This window comes from Enterococcus sp. LJL120, assembly GCF_054871765.1.
Genome location: NZ_JBTXLV010000003.1, coordinates 413,195 through 437,391, shown reverse-complemented (window position 1 = coordinate 437,391; position 24,197 = coordinate 413,195). Strand labels below are relative to the sequence as shown.

31 protein-coding genes and 1 tRNA gene are annotated in these 24,197 nt (G+C 39.2%); 10 read left to right on the top strand and 22 right to left on the bottom strand.

What is annotated here, in order from left to right; translation table 11 throughout:
- Nucleotides 1-8: 8 nt before the first annotated feature.
- Entirely contained in the window at nt 9-1,046 is a 1,038-nt protein-coding gene (locus tag ACYSNU_RS07375) for an ATP-binding protein (protein ID WP_461736533.1), read from the bottom strand.
- Between the two features lie 3 nt (nt 1,047-1,049).
- Nucleotides 1,050-2,351 carry an AAA family ATPase gene (locus tag ACYSNU_RS07370; protein WP_461736532.1) on the bottom strand — a complete coding sequence of 434 codons (1,302 nt, stop codon included), beginning with the start codon at nt 2,349-2,351 and terminating at the stop codon, nt 1,050-1,052.
- A 53-nt stretch (nt 2,352-2,404) separates the two neighbouring features.
- Between ACYSNU_RS07370 and ACYSNU_RS07365 the strand changes: the two genes are divergently transcribed.
- Nucleotides 2,405-2,677: a hypothetical protein gene (locus tag ACYSNU_RS07365; RefSeq protein WP_461736531.1), complete on the top strand. Its 273-nt coding sequence runs from the start codon at nt 2,405-2,407 to the stop codon at nt 2,675-2,677.
- Between the two features lie 12 nt (nt 2,678-2,689).
- On the opposite strand, the gene ACYSNU_RS07360 is transcribed toward ACYSNU_RS07365, so the two are convergent.
- From ACYSNU_RS07360 to ACYSNU_RS07350, 3 genes are all read right to left on the bottom strand, one after another.
- Nucleotides 2,690-2,926 carry a hypothetical protein gene (locus ACYSNU_RS07360; RefSeq protein ID WP_461736530.1) on the bottom strand — a complete coding sequence of 79 codons (237 nt, stop codon included), beginning with the start codon at nt 2,924-2,926 and terminating at the stop codon, nt 2,690-2,692.
- Nucleotides 2,927-2,960: 34 nt separating this feature from the next.
- Complete coding sequence (locus ACYSNU_RS07355; protein WP_461736529.1) at nt 2,961-3,743, bottom strand: helix-turn-helix domain containing protein; 783 nt, start codon at nt 3,741-3,743, stop codon at nt 2,961-2,963.
- Nucleotides 3,744-3,828: 85 nt separating this feature from the next.
- Entirely contained in the window at nt 3,829-3,966 is a 138-nt protein-coding gene (locus ACYSNU_RS07350) for a hypothetical protein (protein WP_461736528.1), read from the bottom strand.
- A 77-nt stretch (nt 3,967-4,043) separates the two neighbouring features.
- Between ACYSNU_RS07350 and ACYSNU_RS07345 the strand changes: the two genes are divergently transcribed.
- Entirely contained in the window at nt 4,044-4,466 is a 423-nt protein-coding gene (locus tag ACYSNU_RS07345; protein ID WP_461736527.1) for a hypothetical protein, read from the top strand.
- Here the strand turns inward: ACYSNU_RS07345 and ACYSNU_RS07340 are convergent.
- Genes ACYSNU_RS07340 through ACYSNU_RS07325 form a run of 4 tightly spaced genes read right to left on the bottom strand, consistent with a single transcriptional unit; the run spans nt 4,441 to nt 5,296 of the window.
- Nucleotides 4,441-4,644 (bottom strand): hypothetical protein, encoded by a 204-nt coding sequence (locus ACYSNU_RS07340; protein ID WP_461736526.1) that lies wholly within the window; start codon nt 4,642-4,644, stop codon nt 4,441-4,443. The two genes, ACYSNU_RS07345 and ACYSNU_RS07340, sit on opposite strands and share 26 nt — an antisense overlap.
- 19 nt (nt 4,645-4,663) lie before the next feature.
- Nucleotides 4,664-4,855, bottom strand: coding sequence for a hypothetical protein (locus ACYSNU_RS07335; RefSeq protein ID WP_461736525.1), 192 nt, complete (start codon nt 4,853-4,855; stop codon nt 4,664-4,666).
- Nucleotides 4,856-4,867: 12 nt separating this feature from the next.
- Entirely contained in the window at nt 4,868-5,098 is a 231-nt protein-coding gene (locus ACYSNU_RS07330) for a MerR family transcriptional regulator (protein ID WP_461736524.1), read from the bottom strand.
- A gap of 15 nt (nt 5,099-5,113) precedes the next feature.
- Nucleotides 5,114-5,296 (bottom strand): hypothetical protein, encoded by a 183-nt coding sequence (locus ACYSNU_RS07325; RefSeq protein WP_461736523.1) that lies wholly within the window; start codon nt 5,294-5,296, stop codon nt 5,114-5,116.
- A 297-nt stretch (nt 5,297-5,593) separates the two neighbouring features.
- Between ACYSNU_RS07325 and ACYSNU_RS07320 the strand changes: the two genes are divergently transcribed.
- From ACYSNU_RS07320 to ACYSNU_RS07310, 3 genes are all read left to right on the top strand, one after another.
- Complete coding sequence (locus ACYSNU_RS07320; RefSeq protein ID WP_461736522.1) at nt 5,594-5,962, top strand: helix-turn-helix domain-containing protein; 369 nt, start codon at nt 5,594-5,596, stop codon at nt 5,960-5,962.
- Nucleotides 5,963-5,972: 10 nt separating this feature from the next.
- Nucleotides 5,973-6,398 carry an ImmA/IrrE family metallo-endopeptidase gene (locus ACYSNU_RS07315; protein WP_461736521.1) on the top strand — a complete coding sequence of 142 codons (426 nt, stop codon included), beginning with the start codon at nt 5,973-5,975 and terminating at the stop codon, nt 6,396-6,398.
- 87 nt (nt 6,399-6,485) lie between these two features.
- Nucleotides 6,486-7,652, top strand: a complete 1,167-nt coding sequence (locus ACYSNU_RS07310; protein WP_461736520.1) for a tyrosine-type recombinase/integrase — start codon at nt 6,486-6,488, stop codon at nt 7,650-7,652.
- Nucleotides 7,653-7,776: 124 nt separating this feature from the next.
- Here the strand turns inward: ACYSNU_RS07310 and ACYSNU_RS07305 are convergent.
- A tRNA-Thr gene (locus ACYSNU_RS07305) sits at nt 7,777-7,849 on the bottom strand.
- Between the two features lie 125 nt (nt 7,850-7,974).
- Here ACYSNU_RS07305 and ACYSNU_RS07300 point away from each other — a divergent pair.
- Nucleotides 7,975-8,217 carry a hypothetical protein gene (locus ACYSNU_RS07300; RefSeq protein WP_461736519.1) on the top strand — a complete coding sequence of 81 codons (243 nt, stop codon included), beginning with the start codon at nt 7,975-7,977 and terminating at the stop codon, nt 8,215-8,217.
- Nucleotides 8,218-8,314: 97 nt separating this feature from the next.
- Here the strand turns inward: ACYSNU_RS07300 and ACYSNU_RS07295 are convergent, their stop codons facing one another.
- The 10 genes from ACYSNU_RS07295 to ACYSNU_RS07250 form a co-directional block, all read right to left on the bottom strand.
- Nucleotides 8,315-8,602: a hypothetical protein gene (locus ACYSNU_RS07295; protein WP_461736518.1), complete on the bottom strand. Its 288-nt coding sequence runs from the start codon at nt 8,600-8,602 to the stop codon at nt 8,315-8,317.
- 251 nt (nt 8,603-8,853) lie between these two features.
- Nucleotides 8,854-9,483 (bottom strand): uracil phosphoribosyltransferase, encoded by a 630-nt coding sequence (upp, locus tag ACYSNU_RS07290; protein ID WP_461736517.1) that lies wholly within the window; start codon nt 9,481-9,483, stop codon nt 8,854-8,856.
- Nucleotides 9,484-9,549: 66 nt separating this feature from the next.
- The gene (glyA, locus tag ACYSNU_RS07285; protein WP_461736516.1) at nt 9,550-10,788 is read right to left on the bottom strand and encodes a serine hydroxymethyltransferase; all 1,239 of its coding nucleotides are present in this window, start codon (nt 10,786-10,788) and stop codon (nt 9,550-9,552) included.
- Nucleotides 10,789-10,862: 74 nt separating this feature from the next.
- A complete protein-coding gene (locus ACYSNU_RS07280) occupies nt 10,863-11,873 on the bottom strand; it encodes an L-threonylcarbamoyladenylate synthase (protein ID WP_461736515.1) in 1,011 nt (336 codons plus the stop codon).
- 174 nt (nt 11,874-12,047) lie between these two features.
- The gene (gene prmC / locus ACYSNU_RS07275) at nt 12,048-12,887 is read right to left on the bottom strand and encodes a peptide chain release factor N(5)-glutamine methyltransferase (protein WP_461736514.1); all 840 of its coding nucleotides are present in this window, start codon (nt 12,885-12,887) and stop codon (nt 12,048-12,050) included.
- Nucleotides 12,880-13,953, bottom strand: coding sequence for a peptide chain release factor 1 (gene prfA, locus ACYSNU_RS07270; RefSeq protein ID WP_461736513.1), 1,074 nt, complete (start codon nt 13,951-13,953; stop codon nt 12,880-12,882). Before prfA ends, prmC begins: the two co-directional genes overlap by 8 nt.
- Before the next feature lie 109 nt (nt 13,954-14,062).
- Nucleotides 14,063-14,644, bottom strand: coding sequence for a thymidine kinase (locus tag ACYSNU_RS07265; protein ID WP_461736512.1), 582 nt, complete (start codon nt 14,642-14,644; stop codon nt 14,063-14,065).
- Nucleotides 14,645-14,934: 290 nt separating this feature from the next.
- Nucleotides 14,935-16,143 carry a glycerophosphodiester phosphodiesterase family protein gene (locus ACYSNU_RS07260; protein ID WP_461736511.1) on the bottom strand — a complete coding sequence of 403 codons (1,209 nt, stop codon included), beginning with the start codon at nt 16,141-16,143 and terminating at the stop codon, nt 14,935-14,937.
- A 227-nt stretch (nt 16,144-16,370) separates the two neighbouring features.
- On the bottom strand, nt 16,371-16,970 hold the full coding sequence (locus ACYSNU_RS07255) for a histidine phosphatase family protein (RefSeq protein ID WP_461736510.1): 600 nt from the start codon (nt 16,968-16,970) through the stop codon (nt 16,371-16,373).
- 318 nt (nt 16,971-17,288) lie between these two features.
- Nucleotides 17,289-17,705 carry an Hsp20/alpha crystallin family protein gene (locus tag ACYSNU_RS07250; RefSeq protein WP_461736509.1) on the bottom strand — a complete coding sequence of 139 codons (417 nt, stop codon included), beginning with the start codon at nt 17,703-17,705 and terminating at the stop codon, nt 17,289-17,291.
- 233 nt (nt 17,706-17,938) lie between these two features.
- Between ACYSNU_RS07250 and ACYSNU_RS07245 the strand changes: the two genes are divergently transcribed.
- A complete protein-coding gene (locus tag ACYSNU_RS07245) occupies nt 17,939-18,790 on the top strand; it encodes a hypothetical protein (RefSeq protein WP_461736508.1) in 852 nt (283 codons plus the stop codon).
- 104 nt (nt 18,791-18,894) lie between these two features.
- Here the strand turns inward: ACYSNU_RS07245 and rbsK are convergent, their stop codons facing one another.
- Nucleotides 18,895-19,791: a ribokinase gene (rbsK, locus tag ACYSNU_RS07240; protein ID WP_461736507.1), complete on the bottom strand. Its 897-nt coding sequence runs from the start codon at nt 19,789-19,791 to the stop codon at nt 18,895-18,897.
- 95 nt (nt 19,792-19,886) lie between these two features.
- Nucleotides 19,887-20,396 carry an HdeD family acid-resistance protein gene (locus tag ACYSNU_RS07235; protein ID WP_461736506.1) on the bottom strand — a complete coding sequence of 170 codons (510 nt, stop codon included), beginning with the start codon at nt 20,394-20,396 and terminating at the stop codon, nt 19,887-19,889.
- 198 nt (nt 20,397-20,594) lie between these two features.
- On the opposite strand from ACYSNU_RS07235, the gene ACYSNU_RS07230 reads away from it, so the two are divergent.
- The 3 genes from ACYSNU_RS07230 to ACYSNU_RS07220 all read left to right on the top strand — a co-directional run bounded on the left by ACYSNU_RS07230 (nt 20,595) and on the right by ACYSNU_RS07220 (nt 24,159).
- Nucleotides 20,595-21,995: a TrkH family potassium uptake protein gene (locus ACYSNU_RS07230; RefSeq protein ID WP_461736505.1), complete on the top strand. Its 1,401-nt coding sequence runs from the start codon at nt 20,595-20,597 to the stop codon at nt 21,993-21,995.
- A 111-nt stretch (nt 21,996-22,106) separates the two neighbouring features.
- Nucleotides 22,107-23,456, top strand: coding sequence for a MurT ligase domain-containing protein (locus ACYSNU_RS07225; RefSeq protein WP_461736504.1), 1,350 nt, complete (start codon nt 22,107-22,109; stop codon nt 23,454-23,456).
- Entirely contained in the window at nt 23,449-24,159 is a 711-nt protein-coding gene (locus ACYSNU_RS07220; protein WP_461736503.1) for a type 1 glutamine amidotransferase, read from the top strand. Before ACYSNU_RS07225 ends, ACYSNU_RS07220 begins: the two co-directional genes overlap by 8 nt.
- The last annotated feature ends 38 nt before the right edge of the window (nt 24,160-24,197 follow it).

Sequence of the window (24,197 nt, the reverse complement as noted above, 5' to 3'; positions counted from 1 at the left end):
AAGTCCTCCTAGAATTGTCTAATTTGTGTATTAAGTAATCCAATTGCTTTATCCCAATTTGCAATAAAGTAATTCCATAATTCTTCTGGTACATTTTCCAATGGTGTCTCTGCAGGCATAAATCCACCTTTATAGATGACTTGCATAATTTCTTCATTCGTTACCTGATCAGTAACCATTAAATCAGCTAGCCCCTTTGGAATAATCGGTGATACGGCTACAGATTCTCTTTCCGGAGCAAAAGATTGTTGTTGTTGCGTTACTTGCTCTATAGTTTCAGCCTGTTCGATTTTAGGTGTTTCAGTAGATGTAACTGTTTTTGGCGCCGCAGTTGTTGCTAAAGTAACAGCAGCAGCAATCTGACTATATTCAAAAGGTAATTCATCCTGCAGCCCCCAACGGTTTTTTGCATCCCAAGCTGGTCTGTGGGTGGTATACATCATCCGTTGTCCGCCGGTTGCTTTTTTGCTATTCGTTTTACTATCGGTGATGACCGTTGTTTTATAATTTGCAAAAATTACAGCATCTGCCCATTCTTTTACTAATGGAGCTGTTTTCTTTTCAAGTTTTAACTCATAGCGGTCATAAGCACCCATTTCATCAGGTTCTTCTTTTTTTCGCAGCATAGCATGAGCAGTAATCACTACATTAATTCCGACATCGACTACGTCACTTAATTTGTTTAACAAATTTCCCATTTCTTTAGCTAGGGCCACGAATTTTTTTCCATATATTTCAGAATCAATTGCGCTCCATCCGTTGGCGTCCATTAAGTGACGTTTACAAATTTCTTCCGCCCAGTCAATTGTGTCTATAACTAATGTCTGGCATGGCTTATTAGCTTTCACATAGTCAATCTGCTGAAGTAAAAGCGTCCACGAAGTCGGTTTGTCAAATCGCTTTACATCCATATGAAGTGTTGAATCTTCCGTATCAATAAAGATTGGATTGGGGAACTGACTGGCAAAAGTCGACTTCCCAATTCCTTCAACACCATACAAGACTACCTTTTGCGCTTTTTGTATTTTTCCTGTTGTAATGTTCATTGATTAAAATGCTCCTTTCCCTGACCATCCTGTATTAATTTTTGAATCAGTCGTAAGTGTTTCGTTTTTCACGGCATAGCCATCTTCAATGAGGATTTCACACTCTTCACCAGTTGACACACGAGTGGCAATTGCTTGGAGGCCTTCCTGTTCTAGCCATTTTCCAAATTCGTTTAAAGTATTCAAGTCCATCTGCTCCAATTTGTCTAAAAGAATGAATCCGCAATTTGGTTTTAATTTACGCACAATCGCAGTAGACACTTTTAACTGATCAGAACCAGACATATTGTCCCAACGCTGACCGTTATAGATTAACTCACCTTCTTCGACAGTTAATCCCTGTAATGGTAAAGCAGCATTATTGAGTAACTTAGTTTTTTCCATTCGAATAGCTTCAATTTGAGTGGTTAACGTGTCATACTGATTCTTATACTCATTAGCTTCTTCCTCAGCCATATCCTTATCTAAATTAGCTCGAACTTTTCGATTAATTTCATCAATTGCAGCAATACTATTTTCAAGCTCTGCTGTAGATTCGTCCTGCAAATCAAGGGCGGACTTCTTCGCAAATTCCAAATCTTGACCGGTCTGGTCATGCTTCTGCTGAAGTTCATAAAGCTGAGTTTGGAGTCGTTTAATCTCTTGATCTTCTAATTCAAATTGTTGGCTAATTTCCTTCACTCTTTGCCGCTTGGCTTGGTTTTCACCATTCTTAGCTAAGATATCCTGTTGTTGCTTCACAAGCTCAGAAGCGGCTACAGGCTCTTTTGGAGCGTCCGGGAAATAGGTTTGTTCATCAGCGAATTTTTTCTTCTGATCGGCAATCTGTCCGATGGTCCGTCGCTGGTTATACAGTTGGCTTTCGTCGTATTCAAGCTTTGCCAGCTGCTCTCCTACTCCAATAATTTCAAGCAAGGTAGTTGCTTTTTCCTTACTGGTAGACTGCATGAATTTAGGCAAATTGATAGCCAACTCTTCCACAAAGCCATCTAATAGCTGTTGACCGGCTTTGTTTCCACTTGGATCAATGACTTTCAGGTCAGAGTTTTTCCCACGACGCTCAACTACTAGACCGTTGTCCATAGTGATTGATAAATGTGGAGGTGTTACGGAGCCTTCCCTCGTTGCTTGACTAGGTTTAAATTTGTTACCACCTAAGGCCCAAGCGATAGCATCCAAGACACTGGTCTTCCCTTGATTATTATTCCCTCCTACTATTGTTAAGCCATTAGCTGTCGGTTCAATTTTTACGGCCTTCACTCGCTTAACATTTTCAATTTCTAGTTTATTGATTTTAACTACCATATGATTTATGCTCCTCATTTTTGATATACTCTCCTTAGTAAGGAGGTGAAATTATGCCAGAAATTAAAGTTTATTTCGCTGATGGGACTGTAGAAACTTTTCATGAAGAGCAAAGCTTTATGAGTATCAAAAGTTCGCTTTCCAGTAATGAAATTCCTGAAAAGCTTTACCCTTCTCAATCAGGCGTCTATTCTTTATGGAATCATACACATGATGGGTTAGTCCCTAGCCTATTAGAGTTGTTGGCCAACTCGGATTATTTCTTTGATATTGAAAATCCTCAAAATTATTACAACTCAAATTCTATAGTGCGTATCGAAAAATAACTTTACTTGCAATTACTTCCACAGAGTAATTGCATTTTTTTCTTGTTCAACAATTTCTAATGCACGGTTCACAACTACTAAGAAAGGATTACCATGAAATACACATTGAGCTTTAAGTTTTTCCAAACTCTGTGTCACATCACCAAAACAATGTGCTTCAGACTTATTTTCCAAAATTAATTTTGTAGCTTTCTTGTCCACTACTTCATTAAAATCCTTACTAAGCTTTTCAAGTTTTTCATTTTCCATGTTATAATCTCCTTGTAGAATAATTTTTGACTGACTAATTGCTTGCAGGCGTAGTCAGTTCTTTTTTTGCAATCAATCTTCCTTCTTTAGTAAAATACTGTTCTGTCTGATAGCCATTCACGATAGTAGTTGTCAAAATTAACGTTACTTCTCGTGAGTCAACTGATACTGCCGGTGTCTCTTTAGTTTCCATGACAGTCTTCTCCTTCTTTTTAGGATAACTGGCAAATCTAGCATTGTTGAACTTATCCATGGCTTGTTTAGACTTCACACTAGTTTTGCATTTATCGGCTCCTACAGTAATCAAGCCTTGCTTTCTAAGATTCGTTACTTTTTGTGTTAGTTGCTGATAATTTTTTCCCAACAGGTTGGACAATTCGCTGTAATTTTCGACATAGCCATTTTCGTCAAATTTAATATTGGCACTTAACTTTTCAACGTCTTCATGGCTCCAAGACGCTCTATTGCTTTTTAATTTTCCCTTTGTTATCAACTTTGCACCTTTGGCAGCGCAAGTTTTTTCAGTACGATTTAGTGCTTCAGCAATTTCTTGATAGGTGGCTCCCCGCTTTCGCATAGCAATAAGACGCTTCTCTTCGTCTTTACTCCAAGGTCTTCCATGGCTGTCAATCGCATTTTCACGATTCACTTTCGGCAACTCGCCTTCTTTTCTAAGCAAATAAATTTTTTTTGCTACTGCTCTCTCTGAGCGATTCAACTTTTTTGCTAACTCAGCGACATTCAATACCTCGTTAGTTTCAGCTAGTAGGGCATTTTTCTTGATATACTCAATTTCTTTTGTGGTCCAAAATTTCATCCTGTATCACCTCACTTCCAAAAGCCGCCTTCTTCTAACACAATCTGCTTGTACATCTTGAGCCATTCTTTATATGCTTTTAGCACTATCTAAGCACCGCCCAAGCTGAGAAAGCCAATAAGACGATATTTAGCATAAACGACACATAACAGAGCGCCTGTAACTGTCGCATCTTCTTTTTAGGTGTTGTTGCATACAATCTAGCTAATAACTTTTTTTCCATGTAGTCCGATTCCTCCTTTGGTATAATTTCCTTATCAGCAAGTGGTCTGCTGAAATAACTGATAAGGTGGTGAAAAAATGAATATTGATAAATCAGCCTTATATTTATACTGTTTTGAAATGCTATTTGGTGATGATTTTAAGCAAAAACAAGTTGTCTTTTATTTTAAAAATCACTATGTGACTGCAAATTTTTACAAATCAAATCCCTTTGAACAAAATGCGCATGACATTGAATTTAGAAAAAGCTTTTTTAATACCTTTCTGAATAACGATCCGTTTGAAGACAAAAGAAATCTGTTACAACAAGATTTGATAGGAACGATGAGAAAATTTGAAAACTTTGTTACTAAATGCAAAATAGAGGTGTCTAGTATTGAATCTTCAATAAAAGATGTTGAATTCCTAGATATCAAAGGTTTGAAATTTCCTTTTTTAAGAACTGATAGCAACGATGTCTTCGAGCCTGTTTCAATCATTTTTGATGAAATTCTGGACTAAATTTTTGCAATTTGTTTAATATCTCATTTAGCTCAGCCATTTTTAGCTGGGCTTTTTTGATTTCATCGATTAAATCTTGCCCATTGGTGAGAACCAAGGTTACGTTAGGTAACTCATATTTTGTTTCGTTGTCAATAAGATTGGTTTTTATAACTGCGGGTTTATTGTTTTGTTCCATCCTGTCGTCCTCCTTATGTTTATTTAGCCCATATGTGTTCTTGTCGGCGAATATCATAATTGGTTGATGCAAGAAATTGGCTAAGCTTTTTGGCATCAATTGTCAGATTACAACTTACCAATGTAGGAGCTACCCCGGTGTTTTTTTCTTTCTTTATTGAAGAAGCGCTGGGGTTTTTGTACCCTCTCTGATATGGAAATTTCTGTTTCATGTCGTTGCCTCCTTATGTTGATTTATTTGCTACATATTCATATAGAGCCAGAGAGCTAAACTTCCAATCCTTACCAATGCGAACCCCGGGTACTTTTCCTTGTTCAGCTTCTTTGATTAACGTAGGAACACTAGTAGTCAGATACTCTGATGCTTGCTTAGAATTCCAAACTTCATTCGGTATAACATTCTCGGCAACAAGAATTTTTAAATCATCTAAATTTACTAATGCAAGATTGGTCATTGGTTACACCTCACGCTATCTGATTTTGTAGTAAGCAATAATGTCCGTCATTTGCTTCAAATGTTTGTCTGGCGCATTTAGAATTCGTCGTAAATATTGCTCTGAAATACCTAACGCACTTGCTACATCGGGAATATCCCAATTGTTTTTTTCGAAATGCTTTAAAATTTTTTCTTTCGTTTCCATTATGTTAGCCATCAGAAATTACCTCCTAACTTAATTTTTATAAACAAGTTTAACAACTATTTTCTAAACTATGTTGACATTTTTAGATTATTAATCTATACTATGGGCATAGTTAAACAAGACATAAAACTTCATGATTATATGCTTTCTTGGCGGTTGGCAATTTAAATCAATTGTGTTTTTTGTTGTCTTTATATTTGTTAAACTCGTTTACAAAAATTAGTATAGATTAATAATATAAATTTGTCAACAGGTTTTATATTATTAATCTAAACTTTTTTGTAAGCATTCAGAAAGGTTGATAAAACAATGAATACTTACGAAAGAATAAAAGAACTTGCGAAGGAAAGAAAACTGTCTATAAGGCAATTAGAAATGAAATTTGGATATTCAAATGGTTACATTGGTAGTTGGAAAAGACAAACTCCTAATTCCACAGAACTTGTGAGACTTGCCGACTATTTTGGAGTTTCTGTTGACTATTTGCTAGGCAGAAATCAAGCCCCTAAATGGGCGGACAAAGACGATTTAATTGAATTAGACAAATTGTTAGATTCAAATGTGAACATGGCTTATAATGGCGAGAATTTGACACCAGAGGAAATACAACGGGTCAAAGATATTTTAACTGGTGTATTTTGGGAATATGCTGAGAAGGATAAGAAGCTGAAAAAATAGAGGTAGCGGTATGGATTATTTAGAACTGATTGCTAAATTAAAATCTTTAAGCAGGAGTTACAATCCCTTTATTATTTGCGCCTTTTTAAATATTGATATTCGGTATGTTCCGTTTCTAGATAACCCTCGAGGCCAATTTCAAGAGATTTTAAACAGGAAAGTTATTTTCTTATCCGATTCATTAATGGAAAGTCCAGAAAGATTTTATGTGTGCGCTCATGAGTTGGGTCACGCACTCCTACATGAAGGGATATCCAACTACTACGTACTAAATAGGACGACTAGAAGTAAAATGGAAAGTGAAGCCGATCGTTTTGCCACAAACATTTTGCTTAGTTGTCACAAAGAAGATACAGGTTCATATCCTAGAAAATTTGAACATTTGCAAACGGCTTATGGTGTTCCTTTGAAATCGGAAAGATATTTACTAGATTAAGCTTATTATTTTTTAGCAAAAAAACGAACATACATTCTTTTTTTGAATTAGAGATAGGAAGTAGTTAGGGAAGGAGCTTACTTTGTTATGGCTGTAGAGAAAGGGACTGTTGAAAAAAGAGGAGATAAATTCAGGCTTCGTGTTACTGTTGGTTATAACGAGAACGGCAATCCAATTAGACTTAGCAAAACTGCTGATTCGTTAACACTTAGAAAAGCATATCTCGAACTTGATGAGTGGATAGCGGACTTGGAAGAACACGGTTATGAAGATGTGACAACTATCACTTTTTCACATTTCTATAACAATATGTGGAAAAAAGAAGTAACTACAACATTGGAGCCCAGAACAATACGTGAATACTCCGACATAATCGAAAAACGTTTCTTATCTTCATTATCCAATAAAAAGATGACAGAAATAAAACCATATCAAATTAAAGACATTGTCATGGCTGCACAACCACTTTCAAAAAGAAGTCAGGTTCTTTCGAGAAAAACAAAGAAACGTTTTTTAAACGCCCTTAGTAGCGTTTTTAACGTCGCAAAAGACCAATATAGGATAATTAGCCACAATCCCGTTTCCGACGTTAAACTACCCAAGGAAGCCCTTAAAAAGAAGTCTACACCTGAACCTTATTCTATTGAAGAAGTAAACAGATTACTAACAGCTTTGGATGATGCGGCTTCACAAAAAACGAAAGCTATAGTCCTGACTGCTTTCTTTACTGGAGCTAGAGAAGGAGAAATAGCAGCTGTCGAAGAAACCGACTTCGATTTTATCAACAACACTGTACACTTTCATCAACGGATTGTTTTAAATGACAAGAAGCAATATTTAAGACGAGATGGTCTTAAAGCTTCCGATTCTAAGATTATCCCTGTACCTCAGAACTATATGAATTTCATGCAAGGCTTTATCTTAATCAACCAAGAAGCAAGAAAGAAACTTCGTATAAACCCAAAACACAAGTATGTATTCGGCTCACCAGAAGGAAACTTCGAACTCCCAACATCTTTATATAGAAATTGGATTCGATTTGTGAAACGCTCTGGACTTCGTGAGATTCGTTTTCACGACCTTAGACATACCTCGGCATCCTTTTTACTAGCCGACCCAAACATCCCAATTAAAGCAGTACAAGAGCTTCTAGGACACAAAGATTACAGAACGACAATGAACATATACGGACATGCGCTGGAGGAATCAAAAAGAGCAGCAAGCGATAGATTCTCAAGTCTACTAAGAGATTAATACGTTATTTAAAAAAATATTTTAAAAATCTCTGCCCCATTCTCTGCCCCAAACAGCAATTTATTGTAAAACAAAAAGCCGTCACATCATCTACAAACGTTGATGTGACGGCTTTAAAATAAGATGCCAGCTGCAGGAATCGAACCTGTGACCTACGCGTTACGAGTGCGTTGCTCTACCGACTGAGCTAAGCTGGCTTTAGAATAACAAAGAAAATTATAGAACTTTTAGCATATTTTGTAAAGCTCAAACCCCGCAAAAGTCAAATATATGAAATATTGACCAAAATTTGTTAGAATAGAAGTAGAAAGAGGGTTATTGCATGGGAACATTTGGAAAATTTGAAGCTACTATCGACCCGTCCGCACTTGGCAAGTCGTTTACAACTGGAACCCACGTCGCATTTATCTTTAGAAATCAAGGTCAAACTGGAACCATTACTAAGCAGCTGAAAAATTCGGCCGTTGTTAGAATGGATGAAACATCAGAAAACAGTTCTTTGATTTCACAGTCCAATGGTGTTGTTATTATCAATTACAAGGAACTTCGTAAATTAAATAGTTAAGCAACAAGTAGTGTCAAAGTTTTAGACAGCTATCAAAGGAAAAATTCAGCCCTTCGCTGAGCCTCCTTCACCGGCGTCTTTAGCTTTGGCGCTTTTTTTAGATGACAATTTTACGGTCGACTTCTTTAAAGCCGTAAATCGGCTGTTTCTTGCCCTTTTGCCACTGCATTAAGTAGCGATTTTTGTGAAGCATCAGCTGGGTATAAAAATCCTTCATCGCCAGTGGCGGCTGTTGTCTCGCTGAATACAAAACTAAATCCCCCGCTTCATCTAATTGAAGCCCGGTGAAAGCCACTAATTTATCATGTTCTGTTTGATAAATCCCCACAAAATCCCCCCGCTGCGGGCCATTCATTAAGGCGGTTAATAATTCCTGACTACGCAAATGGATTCCCCCTAGTTTTTTAGCAAATAATTTTCAAGGTCCTTCAAAATGAATTCTGGTATCAAGGACAATTAAAAAAATTGTCCTAACAAAAAATAAGATTGCTTCTAAGTCGTCTAGCAAACTAGCATTGAACACAAGGAAACCGGCGCACACTCCGCTGATTTTTACAGACTACCGCTTTAAAGGCTGACTGCATTGGTTCTCTATTTTTGCCAGAAGCTAACTTAAAAACAATCTCAAGCTTCACTTTATTTTGTACCGAAGAGACGGTCGCCGGCGTCCCCTAAACCAGGAACGATGTAGCCGTGCTCGTTTAATTTTTCATCAAGCGCGGCGGTATAGATATCAATATCTGGATGGGCATCTTGTAAGGCCTTGACCCCTTCAGGAGCAGAAACTAAGCTGACAAATTTGATATTAGAAGCGCCATGCTTTTTCAAAGCATCAATTGCCATGATTGCTGAACCGCCAGTTGCTAACATCGGATCAACGACGAACAGCTGACGAGCTGCAATATCTTCCGGCAGCTTCAAGAAATACTCGTGGGGCTCTAAAGTTTCTTCGTCCCGGAACATTCCGATATGCCCAACCTTCGCTGCGGGAATCAATTCTAAAATTCCGTCAACCATGCCTAAGCCAGCTCGTAAAATTGGTACGATTGCAACTTTTTTACCGGTTAAAGTTTTTTGCACACTTTTGGTCATTGGTGTTTCAATTTCAATGTCTTCTAACGGCATGTCCCGTGAGACTTCATAAGCCATCAGCATGGCAATTTCATTGACAACTTCCCGAAAAACCTTCGTGCCGGTATCCTTTTCCCGAATGATAGTTAACTTGTGCTGAATGAGTGGATGGTCAATTACTTGGAATTTTCCCATTTTTAAAATCTCCTATCTGATTTTTTATGTCCTAAACTTTCCAAAAAAAAATTTAACTGGATATTTTTAAGCGTAAAGCGGGTGATTATTTGTTAAAGCCAATACTTCTTGATGAACTTCTTCTAAAGCTGCTTGATTATTGTGAGCCTTCAGCGCTCTGACAACTAGCTCTGCCACTTGTCGTGATGCCGCTTCATCAAAACCACGGGAGGTAATCGCTGGCGTGCCAATCCGAATACCGCTGGTTTTAAATGGGCTTAAGCTTTCAAAAGGAATCGAATTTTTATTGACGGTAATGCCAACAGAATCCAAAATTGTTTCGGCTTCTTTACCAGACATTCCTAAGTCGGTCACTTCTACTAATAATAAATGATTGTCAGTGGCACCTGAGACCAAACGGACTTCCGGTGTTTTATTAAAGACATCGGCCATCGCTTTGGCATTATCAATCACTTGCTGGCTGTATTCAGTAAAACTTGGATCAAGGGCTTCTTTAAAGGCAACTGCTTTAGCGGCAATCACATGTTCTAATGGTCCCCCTTGAATGCCCGGGAAGACTGCGCTGTTAATTTTTTTAGCCAATTCTTCATCGTTGGTCAAAATCAAACCACCGCGAGGCCCTCTTAAAGTTTTATGAGTCGTTGAGGTAGTAATATCAGCATAAGGAACTGGATTTGGATGCAGACCCGCTGCAACTAAACCAGCGATATGCGCCATGTCCACCATTAATTTTGCACCGACTTCATCAGCGATTTCCCGAAACTTTTTAAAATCAATTGTGCGGCTGTAGGCACTTGCTCCCGCTACAATTAATTTCGGTTGATGTTTGCGGGCTAAAATTCTCACTACATCATAATCAATCACTTCGGTCGCTGGATCTACACCGTAAGGTACGAAATGATAGGTTTTGCCGCTAAAATTAACCGGCGAACCGTGGGTCAAATGACCGCCAGCAGATAAGTCCATCCCGAGAACTGTATCCCCTGCTTCAATTAATGAAAGATAAGCCGCTGTATTCGCTTGTGAACCTGAGTGAGGCTGAACATTGGCAAATTTTGCAGCAAATAATTCTTTGGCCCGCTCGATGGCTAAATTTTCCACCACGTCAACAAATTCACAGCCGCCATAATAACGGCGACCTGGATAGCCTTCAGCATATTTATTGGTCAGCACGCTGCCTTGTGCCGCCATGACACCTTTGGACACGATATTTTCAGAGGCAATTAACTCCAAATTATTTTCTTGCCGTTGGTATTCATGATTAATCGCATTCCATAAATCCGGATCAAATTCTTTAAAATCCATACTGACAACACCCTTCATGACATTATTTTTTATTGAATTGTATCATAAGTTAGCAAATTCCGGCACCAAGAAAACTAGTTTTTCCAAAATTTTTGGTTACTGGCTTTTTTTAAGCGGTTCATATAGGCTACCGCTAAGCCGGCTTCCTCAAAGGCCGGCGCTAAAATAAGACTAACGCCAGCTTCATCCAATGCCCGTAGGCCAGCGAATAAGCCGTGGGTGGCGGCTTCAATTGAGTCGTCTGCCAGAGGATATTTTTCTATGTCTTGAGGAAATAATTTTAAAATTTCCTGACTGGCAATCACACCAACTTTTTTATTTTCACTCCATCTGGCTGCTTCTGGCCATTCATTCTGACGAACCATCAGCACTTCTGCGTTAGGGGCGTAATGTTTATACTTCATACCGGGAGCTTTCGGTGTTTCGCCCTCTGTGACAAGATGTTGGTCAATTAAAATTTCTGTTTCCAAAAAATTTTCCAACGCTTCTTTGGTGACTGCTCCGGGACGCAAAATCATTGGTGGCTTTAAAGGATCACTCAAATCTAATACGGTAGACTCGACGCCAATTGTGGTCGGGCCATCATCTAAAATACCGGCAATCTTCCCCTTCATATCGTGAAGCACATGGGCCGCTGTTGTTGGGCTCGGCTTACCGGAAGTATTGGCACTGGGACCAACTAACGGTGCAGCTGTTTTTTCAATTAATAACAAAGTTTTTTCGTTTGCTGGCATTCTAAAAGCTGCTGTGGATAAGCCGCCGGTGACATTCGCCGATAAGCTGTCTTGTTTCACCGCAAAAATTAAAGTTAAGGGTCCCGGCCAAAATTTTGCAACAATTTTTTCAGTTAAAGGATGAAACTTATCCACAAATTTTTCCACCATTGAAAATTGATTGACGTGTAAAATTAAGGGATTATCGGCAGGTCGACCTTTAACGGTAAAAACCTGCTGAACGGCTTCAGTCATGAGACCATTGGCACCCAGACCATAGACTGTCTCTGTCGGAAAAGCAATCAATCCACCATTTTTTAAAATTTCAGCGGCTTGATCAATTGTTTCTTCAGTAAAAATTTTTGTTTCCACAGTTTATCCACACCTTTAATTATCTGTAAATGACTAGTTTTTAAACCTTTACAAACTTATCCCCAACTTTGTGGATAAGTTTTTTTATTACTGTGGACAAGCTTGTTGAAAACTGTCCAAAATGAAAGCTTATTTTCATTCAATTAATTAAATTTAATAACAGACTTATCCACATTAAGTGTGAATAACCACAAATCGATCCAAACCAGCTAAATCTTTTTTGACTGCAATTTGCGCTGCAGGAAAAGCTTTTTCAAATATTTCTTTGACAGCTTGCCCCTGTTGAAAGCCAATTTCTAAATAAATTTTACCGCCTGCTTTTAATTTGGCCACCGCCTGCTGGGCAATCATTTGATAGATGGCTAACCCGTCAGCCGCCGCAAAAAGCGCCGACTTTGGTTCATAGGTGCGCACACTTTCATCCATCAATTCCCATTCTGCCTGACTGATGTATGGTGGATTGGAAATAATAAGATCAAATGTTTTTTCAGCAAAGGGTTCCAGCACACTGCCTTTGCGAAAATCAATTGCTGTTTCTAATGTCAGACTATTTTTTTTCGCAATACTCAGAGCCCCTTCAGAAATATCACTAGCAAAGAGCTGCCAGCTGTCAGCTTCAGCCTTCAAAGTAATCGCAATTGCTCCGGTTCCCGTTCCAATATCGACGACCTGCAAATTTTTCTCAGACGAATTTTCCTTAAGAACCAACTCAACTAATTCCTCAGTCTCTGGTCGAGGAATTAAAGTATCGTGGTTCACAAAAAAATTACGACCATAAAAATCAGCATAGCCTAGAAGATATTGCGGCGGCTGATTTTCCATCAGAGCCTTCACATCTAATGCAATTTGAGTCTCGTCGGCAGTTGGAATTGCTTCATTCATCTGTAATAACCAATCCGTTTTACTCCAACCTTTGCGCTCCAAAAAAAGGTAGTGGATGGCATAGCCTTCTTTGCCTGCTGCTTCCAAAAAAGAAGAAGCCCGCTGGAGGACTTCTCGATAGGTTTTAACCATTTTGCAATTCTTCCAATTTTGATGTTTGGTCGTACATCACCAAGGCATCAATAATTTCATCTAATTTTCCTGCCAAAATTTGATCCAACTTTTGAATCGTCAAACCGATGCGGTGATCGGTGACCCGATTTTGCGGAAAATTATAGGTGCGAATGCGTTCAGAACGGTCGCCAGTTCCGACAGCTGACTTACGGCTGGCATCGTATTCACTTTGCGCCGCTTGAGAAATTTGGTCATAGACTCTAGCCCGCAAAATTTTCATCGCTTTTTCCCGATTTTTAATTTGTGAACGCTCATCCTGCATCGCTACAGCAATTCCTGTTGGAATATGAGTCAGACGAACGGCAGAAGCTGTCTTATTGACGTGCTGGCCGCCAGCTCCAGATGCATGATAAATATCAGTCCGAATATCTTTATCGGCGATATCAATTTCGACTTCTTCGGCCTCTGGCATCACGACAACCGTTGCTGTCGATGTATGAATCCGCCCCTGCGATTCTGTTGAAGGTACCCGTTGAACTCGATGAGCGCCGCTTTCGTATTTTAATTTTGAAAAGACACTGTCGCCGGTAATCATCATGATTACTTCTTTATAACCACCGATGCCCGTAACATTGGCATCCATCACATCGACTTTCCAGCCTTGCGCTTCCGCATATTTTTGATACATATTAAATAAATCACCGGCAAATAAAGCTGCTTCATCGCCACCTGCGGCTCCGCGAATTTCCATGATAATATTTTTATCATCATTGGGGTCTTTTGGCAGCAGCAAAATTTTAATCCGGTCTTCTAATACTTCTTTTTCTTTTTTTAACTCAGACAGTTCTTCTTTGGCCATCTCCGCCATATCGGCATCTAAGCTTTCACCTAATAATTCTTCGGTGTCAGCAATCCCTTGAACAACCGTTTTGTAACGGCGATAAACCTCCACCGTTTCTCTTGTGTTGGCTTCTTCTTTAGACAACTGCATAAACCGCTGGGTGTCGGTAATAACAGCGGGATCACTTAATAATTCACCAAGTTCTTCATAGCGATCTTCAATCGCCTGTAACTGATCGTACATGGATTCGCTCCTTTATCTCTTCTTCATACCATAGCTCACTCTCACTGAATACTTTAGCTAGTTTTCCAGTAGAATGCAACATCTAAACAATCTATCAACTAATGTAGCTTTACTTCTCAACAATTTTTCCCGGTTCAAAATAATGTTTGCGACAGACAGGATAATAAGCTTCATTGCCGCCAATTTGAACCTGATTGCCTTCATAGACTGGCTGTCCGTCAATATAATGCAAGTTCATCGTCGCCTTTTTATGGCAGAACCAGCAAATTGTCTTTAATTCTTCTATTTTATCTGCATAGAGCAGTAAATATTTTGAGCCTTCAAATAGCTCATTGCGAAAATCATTTTTCAAACCGAAAGCCATCACCGGGATGTTTAATTTATCAACAACATTTGCCAAAGCCAAGACATGATGCTTTTGCAAAAATTGCGATTCATCAATTAAAATGCAATAGGGCCGATAATCCAAATTGACAATCAGCTCATATAAATTAGTTTCCGCAAAAATCGGTGTCGCTTCCCGCTTTAAACCAATGCGACTGGAGATAACCCCGACACCTTCCCGGGTATCGAGACCGCTAGTCAATAGGACAACCGGTTTATTTTGTTCTTCATAGTTGTGGGCTACCTTTAAAATTTCAATTGTCTTACCGCTATTCATTGCCCCATATTTAAAAAATAATTGTGCCATCTCTGCTCACCCTTCGTCAACATTCCTTTGGTATTATAGCTGAAAACCAGAAAAATTTACAGAGGGAGATTTCCCGAGAAAAAAATTTAGCAAAATAATCAGTATCGTCTTGAATTTCAAAAAAAATTCCCCTTATGCCGCTGCTTTCAAAATGAAAACAAGCGGCATAAGGGCAATTTGATTATTTTCATAAATTATCTACTTTGATAAGCGTTGCTTGAGAGACTAGCAGTAATCAATTCTTAGCGAAAAAAATCTTATTGATAGACAATGAAAATTTTTTCAAAATTTTAGCGAGGCGCTTGATCGGTGGTCACATAGTCCACCCGCATGTCTTGCATATCTAAAAATTGGTTTTCTGGAACGGTCCACGTTCCAACGGTCAAACCGGCATTGCGTGCCTTTCTGACAGCGGTACTGGTTACTTGCCCATAGTGAGAATCAATTCCCGGCTGATTGCCTAATTGTAAAGCTGCATTAATTGTAGCTTGGTTAATTTCATAAACCAAGTATAGATAAGGAAAATCTGGATTAATCTGACTAGCCAGTTGCAGTTGCTCAAAATGGAAGGAAATTATTTTGGTATTATCACTGGTAAAACCATAATTTGCTAAAGTATCGAAGACTTTTTGCAAATCTTCAGTCGTCGCCGAGGCATCCTTTAGTTCAAGAAAAGGAATCTTACCTTCTACCATACAAATGAATAAATAATCTTCCAAGGTAGGGATTTTCAAATCTGCCGCTGAATAACTGCCGACATTCGCCCCTTGGTCAATTTTAAAATTGCTCAATTCAGCCAAGGTATAATCGCTAACTGCACCAGTGCCATTGGTCATGCGATCAAGGGTATCATCGTGCATCAAAACCCATTGACGATCCTTCGTCAATTTTAAATCCGTTTCAACCGCTGGAGCATTAGCTTGCCGAAAAGCTGGCAGGGAATTTTCTGGAGCACTATAAGTGTTGCCCCGATGATTGACATAAGTCGTTTGAAAACTTTCTGCCTCCACACCGTACCAACCAATCCCTTCATTATGCCATCCTCGATTAATGAGGCTCTCTTGCTCAGTCCAAGTAATTGCGTAGTTATGACTGCCGGTATTAACGTTCGGATTAAAAGCTCGGTACAATGGTACACTTTGATTCGGGTCTGAATACCAGCCAATGCCTTCATTTCGCCAGCCGATTTTCACCAGATTATCCCGCTCAGTAGCACTTAAAGTATAATGGTGATCACCATTATACGGATTGTACAAACGATAAACCGGATTACCTGTTACCGGTGCATACCAGCCGATTCCCTCATAATTCCAGCCGACACTTTGTAAATCATTTCGTTCAAAACGATTTTCCGTATAGAAATGCTCACCGGAATTGGGATTGTACATCCGATACATCGGTGTACTATCGGTTGCTGCCGCTTCCCCTGATGCTGGATTAAAAAAACTAATTTCTAAAAAGACTGTGACTGCCAACAAAAATTTCCCTAAATTTTTCACTTCTCCACCTGTTTTTCCCCAAACGTAAAACTTTGACATTTTATTTTTAGATTAATAGCCATATTTTACTATCAATTCCCATTAAATATCAACAGATATGTGCCTAAACGAAAGCTAGTTCTTTTAAACTACTGACTTTTTGAAGAAAAATTTAGTTTTGACAATTTCTTTTTACACCTGCATATTAAATTTCCATCAAAAGTAATTTTTGCTAAGTGAGAGCGTTATTAATCAAAATCACCAATAAAATTTCCCAGTGATTCGCCTCTAAAAGACATAGGGTAACTATTTTTGATTTTTAATGTCAAAGTTTGTTCCTCATCCAAATTTAGTAACAATTTTATCATCAGACGGATTGCAACATAATGGGAGAAAATCGCTACTTTGTTAGCTGCCAAGTTTTTTGTCAGTTCCTTAAGAAATTCGCCGACCCGCTTTTCAACATCAGCATAATTTTCTCCGCCTGGCGTCCTATCAGTAAAACTATGGCCAAGTGATTGGTTTTGCAAAAAATCATGCCCTTGCGGCAAATCCGTGATGTTTTTCCCATCAAGCATTCCTAATGATCGCTTCTTTAGCCGCTTATCTAAAATAATGTCCTGCCGGCCTGTTGCCAATCTGGCGGTCTCATACGCTCGGCTAAGGGGAGAAGCATACACTTGATCAACCCCTGAAAAAATTGCTAATCTACTGAGTTCGTGTGCTTGCTGACGACCCTTGTCTGTAAGGGGAACATCGCTTTGACCTGAAAAAAAGCGGCCAGTCTCAGTCGACCGATTGGCTTGATTAAAAAGGGATTCTCCATGACGAATTAAAATGATTTCCATTGTCTGCCTCGCTTCTTCGTTAAGTTTATTTCGGTGCCTAATCTAGATTTTTCTGCCCATTTATTCTCACCCAACCTCAACATTTTTGCAAACCTAGACAGTTTGCAACTATCGCTGTTATACCACTTTTGCTTGTTTTGTTGTAGATTGCAAATAATTAAACCCCTCAATAAGATTCGAAAAAAAACATGATAATTATTCCGCTGGCATAAACTCTCTGTAGACACCTGAAATCTTCCCTACTTATCAGATTGGCTAGAAACAACAAAAAAAAGCCACAGAACCCAGAAAATATTTAGGCTCTATGACTTAAAATTTTTAATTAATTTCAATCCGTTTACGGTCTTTATCATTAGTTGCTGCTTTAGCTAATTCTAAATGCAGAACGCCGTCTTTAAAGTTAGCAGTTATTTTATCTTCGTCGATGCCCTTTAGCATAAATTGCCGACGGAAGGATTGGCTGCTACGTTCGCGTCTTAAGAAATTGCCGTCTTCATCCTTATCTTCAACTGTATTGTCTCGCTTGGCATCAATAGTTAAAATATTGTCATCGTAAACAACATTCAAATTTTCCTTGTCAAAGCCGGGTAAATCCGCCTTAACTTCATAAGCAGTTTCAGTTTCTTTAATATCGACTTTGAATTCATCTGCTCTAAGATTATTTGGAAAAAAATTATCAAAAAAGTTATCTCCCATTGACATCCAATTATTGTTTCTTGTTGTTAAGTTTGCCATAGTCTCCATCTTCTTTCTCTAAAATTATTTAGAACCTTAAAAATCTGGCATAATTTTCAAGGGGAAAGTTATCTTTGACCTTTCCTGATGTTTATATTGTACTGCTGATTAGCACTCTTGTCAAGAGAGTGCTAACTCAAAACAAAAAAATTTTAATCCGCAAACATGACAAGAAAATTGAAAAGAGGTTTAATAGAAAGTAACTGATACAGTTAACTGAAGGAGGCTTTACAATGGACTTTTTAACAAATAATTTATTGCATGAACTAAAAGTGAATTTATACGAAGCTTACACTGAAATTTTTGGACCCAATGATTTAACCATTTTTATTACCAAGCCAGTTGCTGCTGATGCTAAAAATATGGGCTTTTCTTTTCAAAGCGAACATGATTCTGGTTTTCTTTTCTTTTTAAATGCTGGAAAAGTTGTGGCCTTAGCTACCACGAATGCCTTTGAAGATCCAGATGTTCCCTTTGACCAATTAATTTATTTGGATTTCCCTTTAGAAACAGAAAAAGATTATTACAGCACTTATTTAAATAATGTGCTGCATACTGCTGGCCAGCCCTATGCTGCGAAATTGAAAAAGACAGCTCTGCCGGAAAATATCGAAAAAATTATTATCCCCGCTTTCGCAGACAGCTTTTTGATTTTGGAACGCTTTGGCTATCCTCTGACCCGTCCACAAGCCGCTGAGGAAAAGCCCAGCAAAGCAAAGGGTGGTAAGCCCCGCCATAAATGGACGAAGGAAGTTAGTGAAATTGAATTTTCTGTTGACCGACCAGATGCACAAGCAAAAGTTTTCTGGATTAAGCGCAATGAAATGCTGATTAAAGCCGGCGCTAAAATGCTGCCACAAGCGCCATTAAATAAAGATGGTTCGTTGGGCTTTTCCGCTCGGTTTGGCGAGCAGTTACGGCAGGAACATCAGCACCAGTTTAAAGATTTTACAACAACTGAAGATATTATTTTAAAAAGTGTCAGTGAAGTCGGCCTCTTTTTATATTTCGGCGGCACCAATAGCTGGTTAGAATTACTCGATAAAAACGGCAAGAGCATCAATGAATGGACCGTTGTAAACTAATTTTTCTGCCGATTATCTCCACGAAAAAACTGCCAATTTTGGATTAAGCTAGTTTAGCTACAATCCGAATCGGCAGTTTTTTGTGCTTTAGATGGCACTTTCCCTTAAAACTTAAAAGTAAAATCAGCAGAAGTTTTTAAATCCGCAAGGGTCGGCATCCCACCTTGGGCTCCAAATCCTTGGACCGAAAAACTGGCAGCTAAATTGCCCAAGCGAATTGCCTCGGCAATCGGTAAGCCCCGCAAGATTCCCACGGCAAAAGCCCCATTAAAAGTATCGCCGGCCCCTGTTGTGTCGACAGCTTCTGTCGCAAAAGCTGGCACTGTAATTTCTTCTTCCCCATCAAAAAAGATTGCCCCTTTTTTCCCCAGTGTGACAATTAATTGATTGGGGAATTGTCGTAAACTTTCTGACAAACTATTTTTCGGAAATAATTGCTGCACTTCTTGCTCGTTCGGTGTAAAGTAAGTCGTTTTTGCTAAAGCCACAGCAGAAATTTCTCGAGCCGGTGCAGGATTATACAGTAAAGGGATTGCCTTTTCTGCACAAAAATCAATCACCCAAAGATTACTTTCTTGGGGAATTTCATTTTGCAAGATAACAAAATCAGCTGTGCTGAGCACCGAACTGTATTGTTTCAAATAGGCTACCGTCAATAAATTATTGGCAGCTGGCACGACGATAATTCGGTTATCCCCTTCATAAAGGGTGATATGCGCCGAACCAGAAGACTGCTGGGCTGTTTGCTTAAAATGTTGGACATCCACTTGATTGGCCTGCAGATTTTCAGTGATTTTTTCTCCAAAGGAATCTGCGCCGACACTACCAATCATAGTGACCGCTACCCCCAGACGACTGGCGGCCACCGCTTGATTAGCTCCCTTGCCGCCAAAGCGGGTAGCAAAAGCTTCTCCAAAAACTGTTTCACCGCTTGCTGGCAATTGTTTGGTGGTGACGATAAAATCCGTTGAGGAACTGCCGATGACTAAAATAGTTTTCATAAAACCGCTCCTTATCTAATTTAAATCTATTTTAAAATAAAAAAACCTTCAACAAGGATTGTAACATCCCTGCTGAAGATTTGCGCTGTTATCGATTAAAAGGCCGCCACTAGATAAGTAATGCCGGTAATCATAAAGTAAATTCCGACTAAAAAGGCTAGCGTCAAGGCAGCTGATAGCGGATTAAAGAGTAAGATAAAGCCTAAAATAATTCCCAAGATGTTGACAATTACCATAAACCAGTAGTATCCGGTGCTGACTTCTTTAAAGGCACTGGAAATCATCAATTCACCGATGGAATCAATAATAAACCAAATAGCGAAAATAATTGGCAAAGCCAATACGCCGGCTGACATGTTGAACAAAAGGAAGATTCCTAAAATAATATCGATAATCCCCATCACTAATACGAAAGTTCCTTTACCGCCAGTAGTATTTTGCAGCGGCCGGCGAATCGCAATTTCAAAAATCCCCTTCAAGATTGCCATCACCGCAAAAAAGACCACCAAAGCCACTAAATTACTAGCGGGATCTCTAAAGGAAATAATGGAGATGAAGATAAATAATAATCCCAAAATGAAATAACCTAAATTAAATTTTCTCATGTTTCTCAAACCCCTTTTTATTTTTTTAATCATATTAAGAAAAATTCTTATAATGAAATTCTTCTTGTCACAATTAAATACTAGCGCATTCAGGCATTTTTTTGAAACAATTCGACTTATTTCGTTGTTGCGGTGTTCCCCTAAATTTTTTTATTAAATCTGTTATACTGGTGACAAGAACCTGCAAGGAGTTTAAAGATGAGTGTAACGACTTTTATTCGCAAAAAACAACGGGCCTTAAAGCTTTTTTCGGCCAAACATTTTACCTCCATCCAAATAATTGTGATGTATTATGTGGTGATGACCTTGTTATCCCTGCTCTTATTTTACCTGCCGATTTTTCGGGAACCGGACAGTCACCAGCCCTTTATTGACATGTTTTTCATGGCGGTCAGCACCGTCAGCGTGACCGGTTTGACCACCTTTAATATTAACGATGTTTTCAATCAAAATGGTGTAGTCCTCTTAGAAGTCCTTTTTCAAATCGGTGGGCTAGGAATTATGATGATTTCGACGTTTTTCTTTATCGTCTCCAAACGCCGAATATCCTTAAAGCAACGGCAGCTGATTATGACCGATATGAACCAAACCAAGCTTAGCGGCATTGTCCGTCTGATTCGCATCACCTTTGGGATTATTGTCTTTTTCCAAGTTATTTTCGGTGGCATTTTTTCGTTGTATTTCTACTTTAGAGGCTATTACCGAAATTTTTGGGATGCAGTCTTCTATGGCTTTTATCAAGCCATCTCAGCCGTCACCAACTCCGGCTTTGATGTCACAGGAGAATCGATTACTCCCTTTGCCCACGATTATTTCTTTTTAAGTATTATTATGTTTTTAATTTTTATCGGCGGCATTGGCTTTCCTGTTCTTATGGAGTTTCGCGAGTGGCTGGCTTATAAAAAGCAGCCGACACCGATTCCGTTTCGTTTTTCTTTGTTCACCAAATTAGCCGTTCTGGCCTTTTTTGTCTTATTTATTGCCGGCACCATTGCGATTTTCTTATTAGAAAAAGACCATTTCTTCTTAGACAAGGGGCCGATAGAGCAGTGGATGACTTCGATGTTTTATTCGATGACCACCCGTAATGCCGGCCTGCAAATTAATCCTTTAAGTGATTTTCAAGTGACCACTTTGATTTTCTTCTCACTTTTGATGTTTGTCGGCTGTTCGCCTAGTTCTGTCGGCGGTGGTATTCGAACCACGACAGTCGCCATCTTAGGACTGTACATTATCTCTTTTCTACGGGGAGAAAAAAATGTCAATGCCTTTGGCCGCCAAATTCCCGATGATGATGTCCGCAAATCAATGGTCGTCTTTATGCTTTCTTTGGGCATGTGTTTTGGTTGCGTCTTGTTTTTAACCGCCACCGAAGAACAATCATTAATTGCCATCATTGTTGAGGTTGCCTCCGCTTTTGGGACGACCGGTCTTTCAATGGGCATCACCGCAGAATTAAGCATGACGGGAAAATTAGTCATCGCGCTTTTGATGTTTATCGGTCGAATCGGTATGCTCTATACCCTTTTGTTATTTATCCCGAAGGAACGCCGAGACAGTGGCTACAAATATCCTCAAGAAAAAATCATTATCGGTTAAGCCGGTCATGATTTTTTTGCTTTTTCTTAAGCTAGAGAAAGAGCATTTAAGTTTTTGAAATGAATGTGGTAAGATAAGTTGAATTTATGAAAGTTTGATGGAGGGAACACTATGAGTCTACGCAGTCAGCTGGCAATCGCTGCTGGAAAGTCCTCGCAATGGGTTTTAAAAACTTTTTTCAAAGGCGGTTCCAGCTTTCCGGGGAAATTAGCTTTGACGATTGACCCTGATGTTTTAAATAGTTTATCAAAGGATTATCAAGTCGTGGTAGTCACCGGCACCAATGGCAAAACTTTAACCACTGCCTTGACTGTAAATATTTTAAAACAGCAGTTCCCTGAGGTTTTAACCAATCCTACCGGTGCCAACATGGCCCAAGGAATTGTCTCCACCTTCTTAAATGCGAAAAAGCAAAAGGGTGAAAAATTCGCCGTTTTAGAAATCGACGAAGCCAGCCTAGCAAAGGTCACTGAATACATTAAACCGGAGCTCTTTGTCTTCACGAATATTTTTAGAGACCAGATGGACCGCTACGGCGAAATCTATACGACTTATCGCTTAATTGTCGAAGGGGCGGCAAAATCACCGACAGCGCCGATTTTAGCAAACGGCGACTCGCCCATTTTTAATTCAGTGGCAACTGTTAATCCCCGCAAATATTATGGCTTTAATCACGAGCCTGATCAAGAACAGATGGCCCACTACAATACCGATGGTGTTTTATGCCCTACCTGCCATCACATTTTGCATTATAAAATGATTACCTACGCTAATCTCGGCAAATATTATTGCCCGAACTGTGGCTTCCATCGTCCTGAGCTGGATTATCAATTAACAAAAATGACTGCGATGGATAATGTTTCGGCTGATTTTGTGATTGATGATGAACAATACGGTATTGAAGTCGGTGGCCTTTATAACGTCTACAACGCTCTTGCCGCAACAGCTGTGGCCGAATATTATAACGTGGCACCGGAAAAAATTCGTCAAGGTTTAGGCTATGATGAAAAAGTTTTTGGCCGTCAAGAGGAATTTACGATTGAAGGCAAACACTGCACATTGGTCTTAGTTAAAAATCCGGTCGGCTTAAACCAAGTGATTGATATGATTAATTTAGCACCTTATGATTTCTCCCTCGTCTCTTTATTAAATGCCAATTATGCAGACGGGATTGATGTCAGCTGGATTTGGGATGGCGATTATGAGGCGCTGGCTAAGCGCAACATTCCAGAAATTATTGCAGGGGGCGACCGCCATCATGATATGGCGCTGCGCTTAAAAGTTGCCGGGCTGCCAGAAGAAAAAATTAAGGAAGAAGAATCCTTAAGCCAAGTCATTGAAGATATTAAACAATTACCAACTGAACATGTTTATATTTTAGCGACCTACACCGCTGTTTTACAGCTGCGCAAAGAGCTAGCTCAAAAAGGTTATATAAAAGGAGGAATGGACCGTGGCTGATTATCAATTAAACCTCGCCCATCTCTATGGGAATTTACTTAACACTTACGGCGACAATGGCAATCTTTTGATGCTGCAATACTATGCTAAAAAAATGGGCGTCACCCTGAACACTGAAATTGTTAGTATCCACCAAGAGTTTGATCCGGAAAAATACGATATCGTTTTTTTCGGTGGCGGTCAAGACTTCGAACAATCGATTGTTTCTAATGACATTCAAGCTAAAAAAGAAGATATCATCCGCTATATTGAAAATAATCGGGTGATGCTAGCAATCTGTGGCGGTTATCAATTATTAGGCCATTATTACACTGGGGCTAATGGCGAAAAAATTCCCGGCATCAGCGCCCTCGACCATTACACCTTGAGCCAAGACAACAATCGTTTTATCGGGGATATTGTGATTCACAACGAAGAGTTTAACGAAACTTATTACGGCTTTGAAAATCATAACGGCCGCACCTTCTTAGGCGAAGGTGAGCGTCCTTTGGGTAATGTTGTTAAAGGCAAAGGCAATAATGGTGAGGACCAATCTGAAGGCGTGATTTATAAAAATGTGTATGGCTCTTATTTCCACGGACCGATTTTATCCCGCAATGAAAAATTAGCCATCCGCCTTATTAAAACAGCTTTAAAAAATAAATACGGCGAGCCGCTTGATTTACCAAAAGAATTTCAAGAGGAAGCAGCCACCAGCAATTAGTAAAAAGCAGCACTAGGCAAGGAACTTTCCACCTTTGG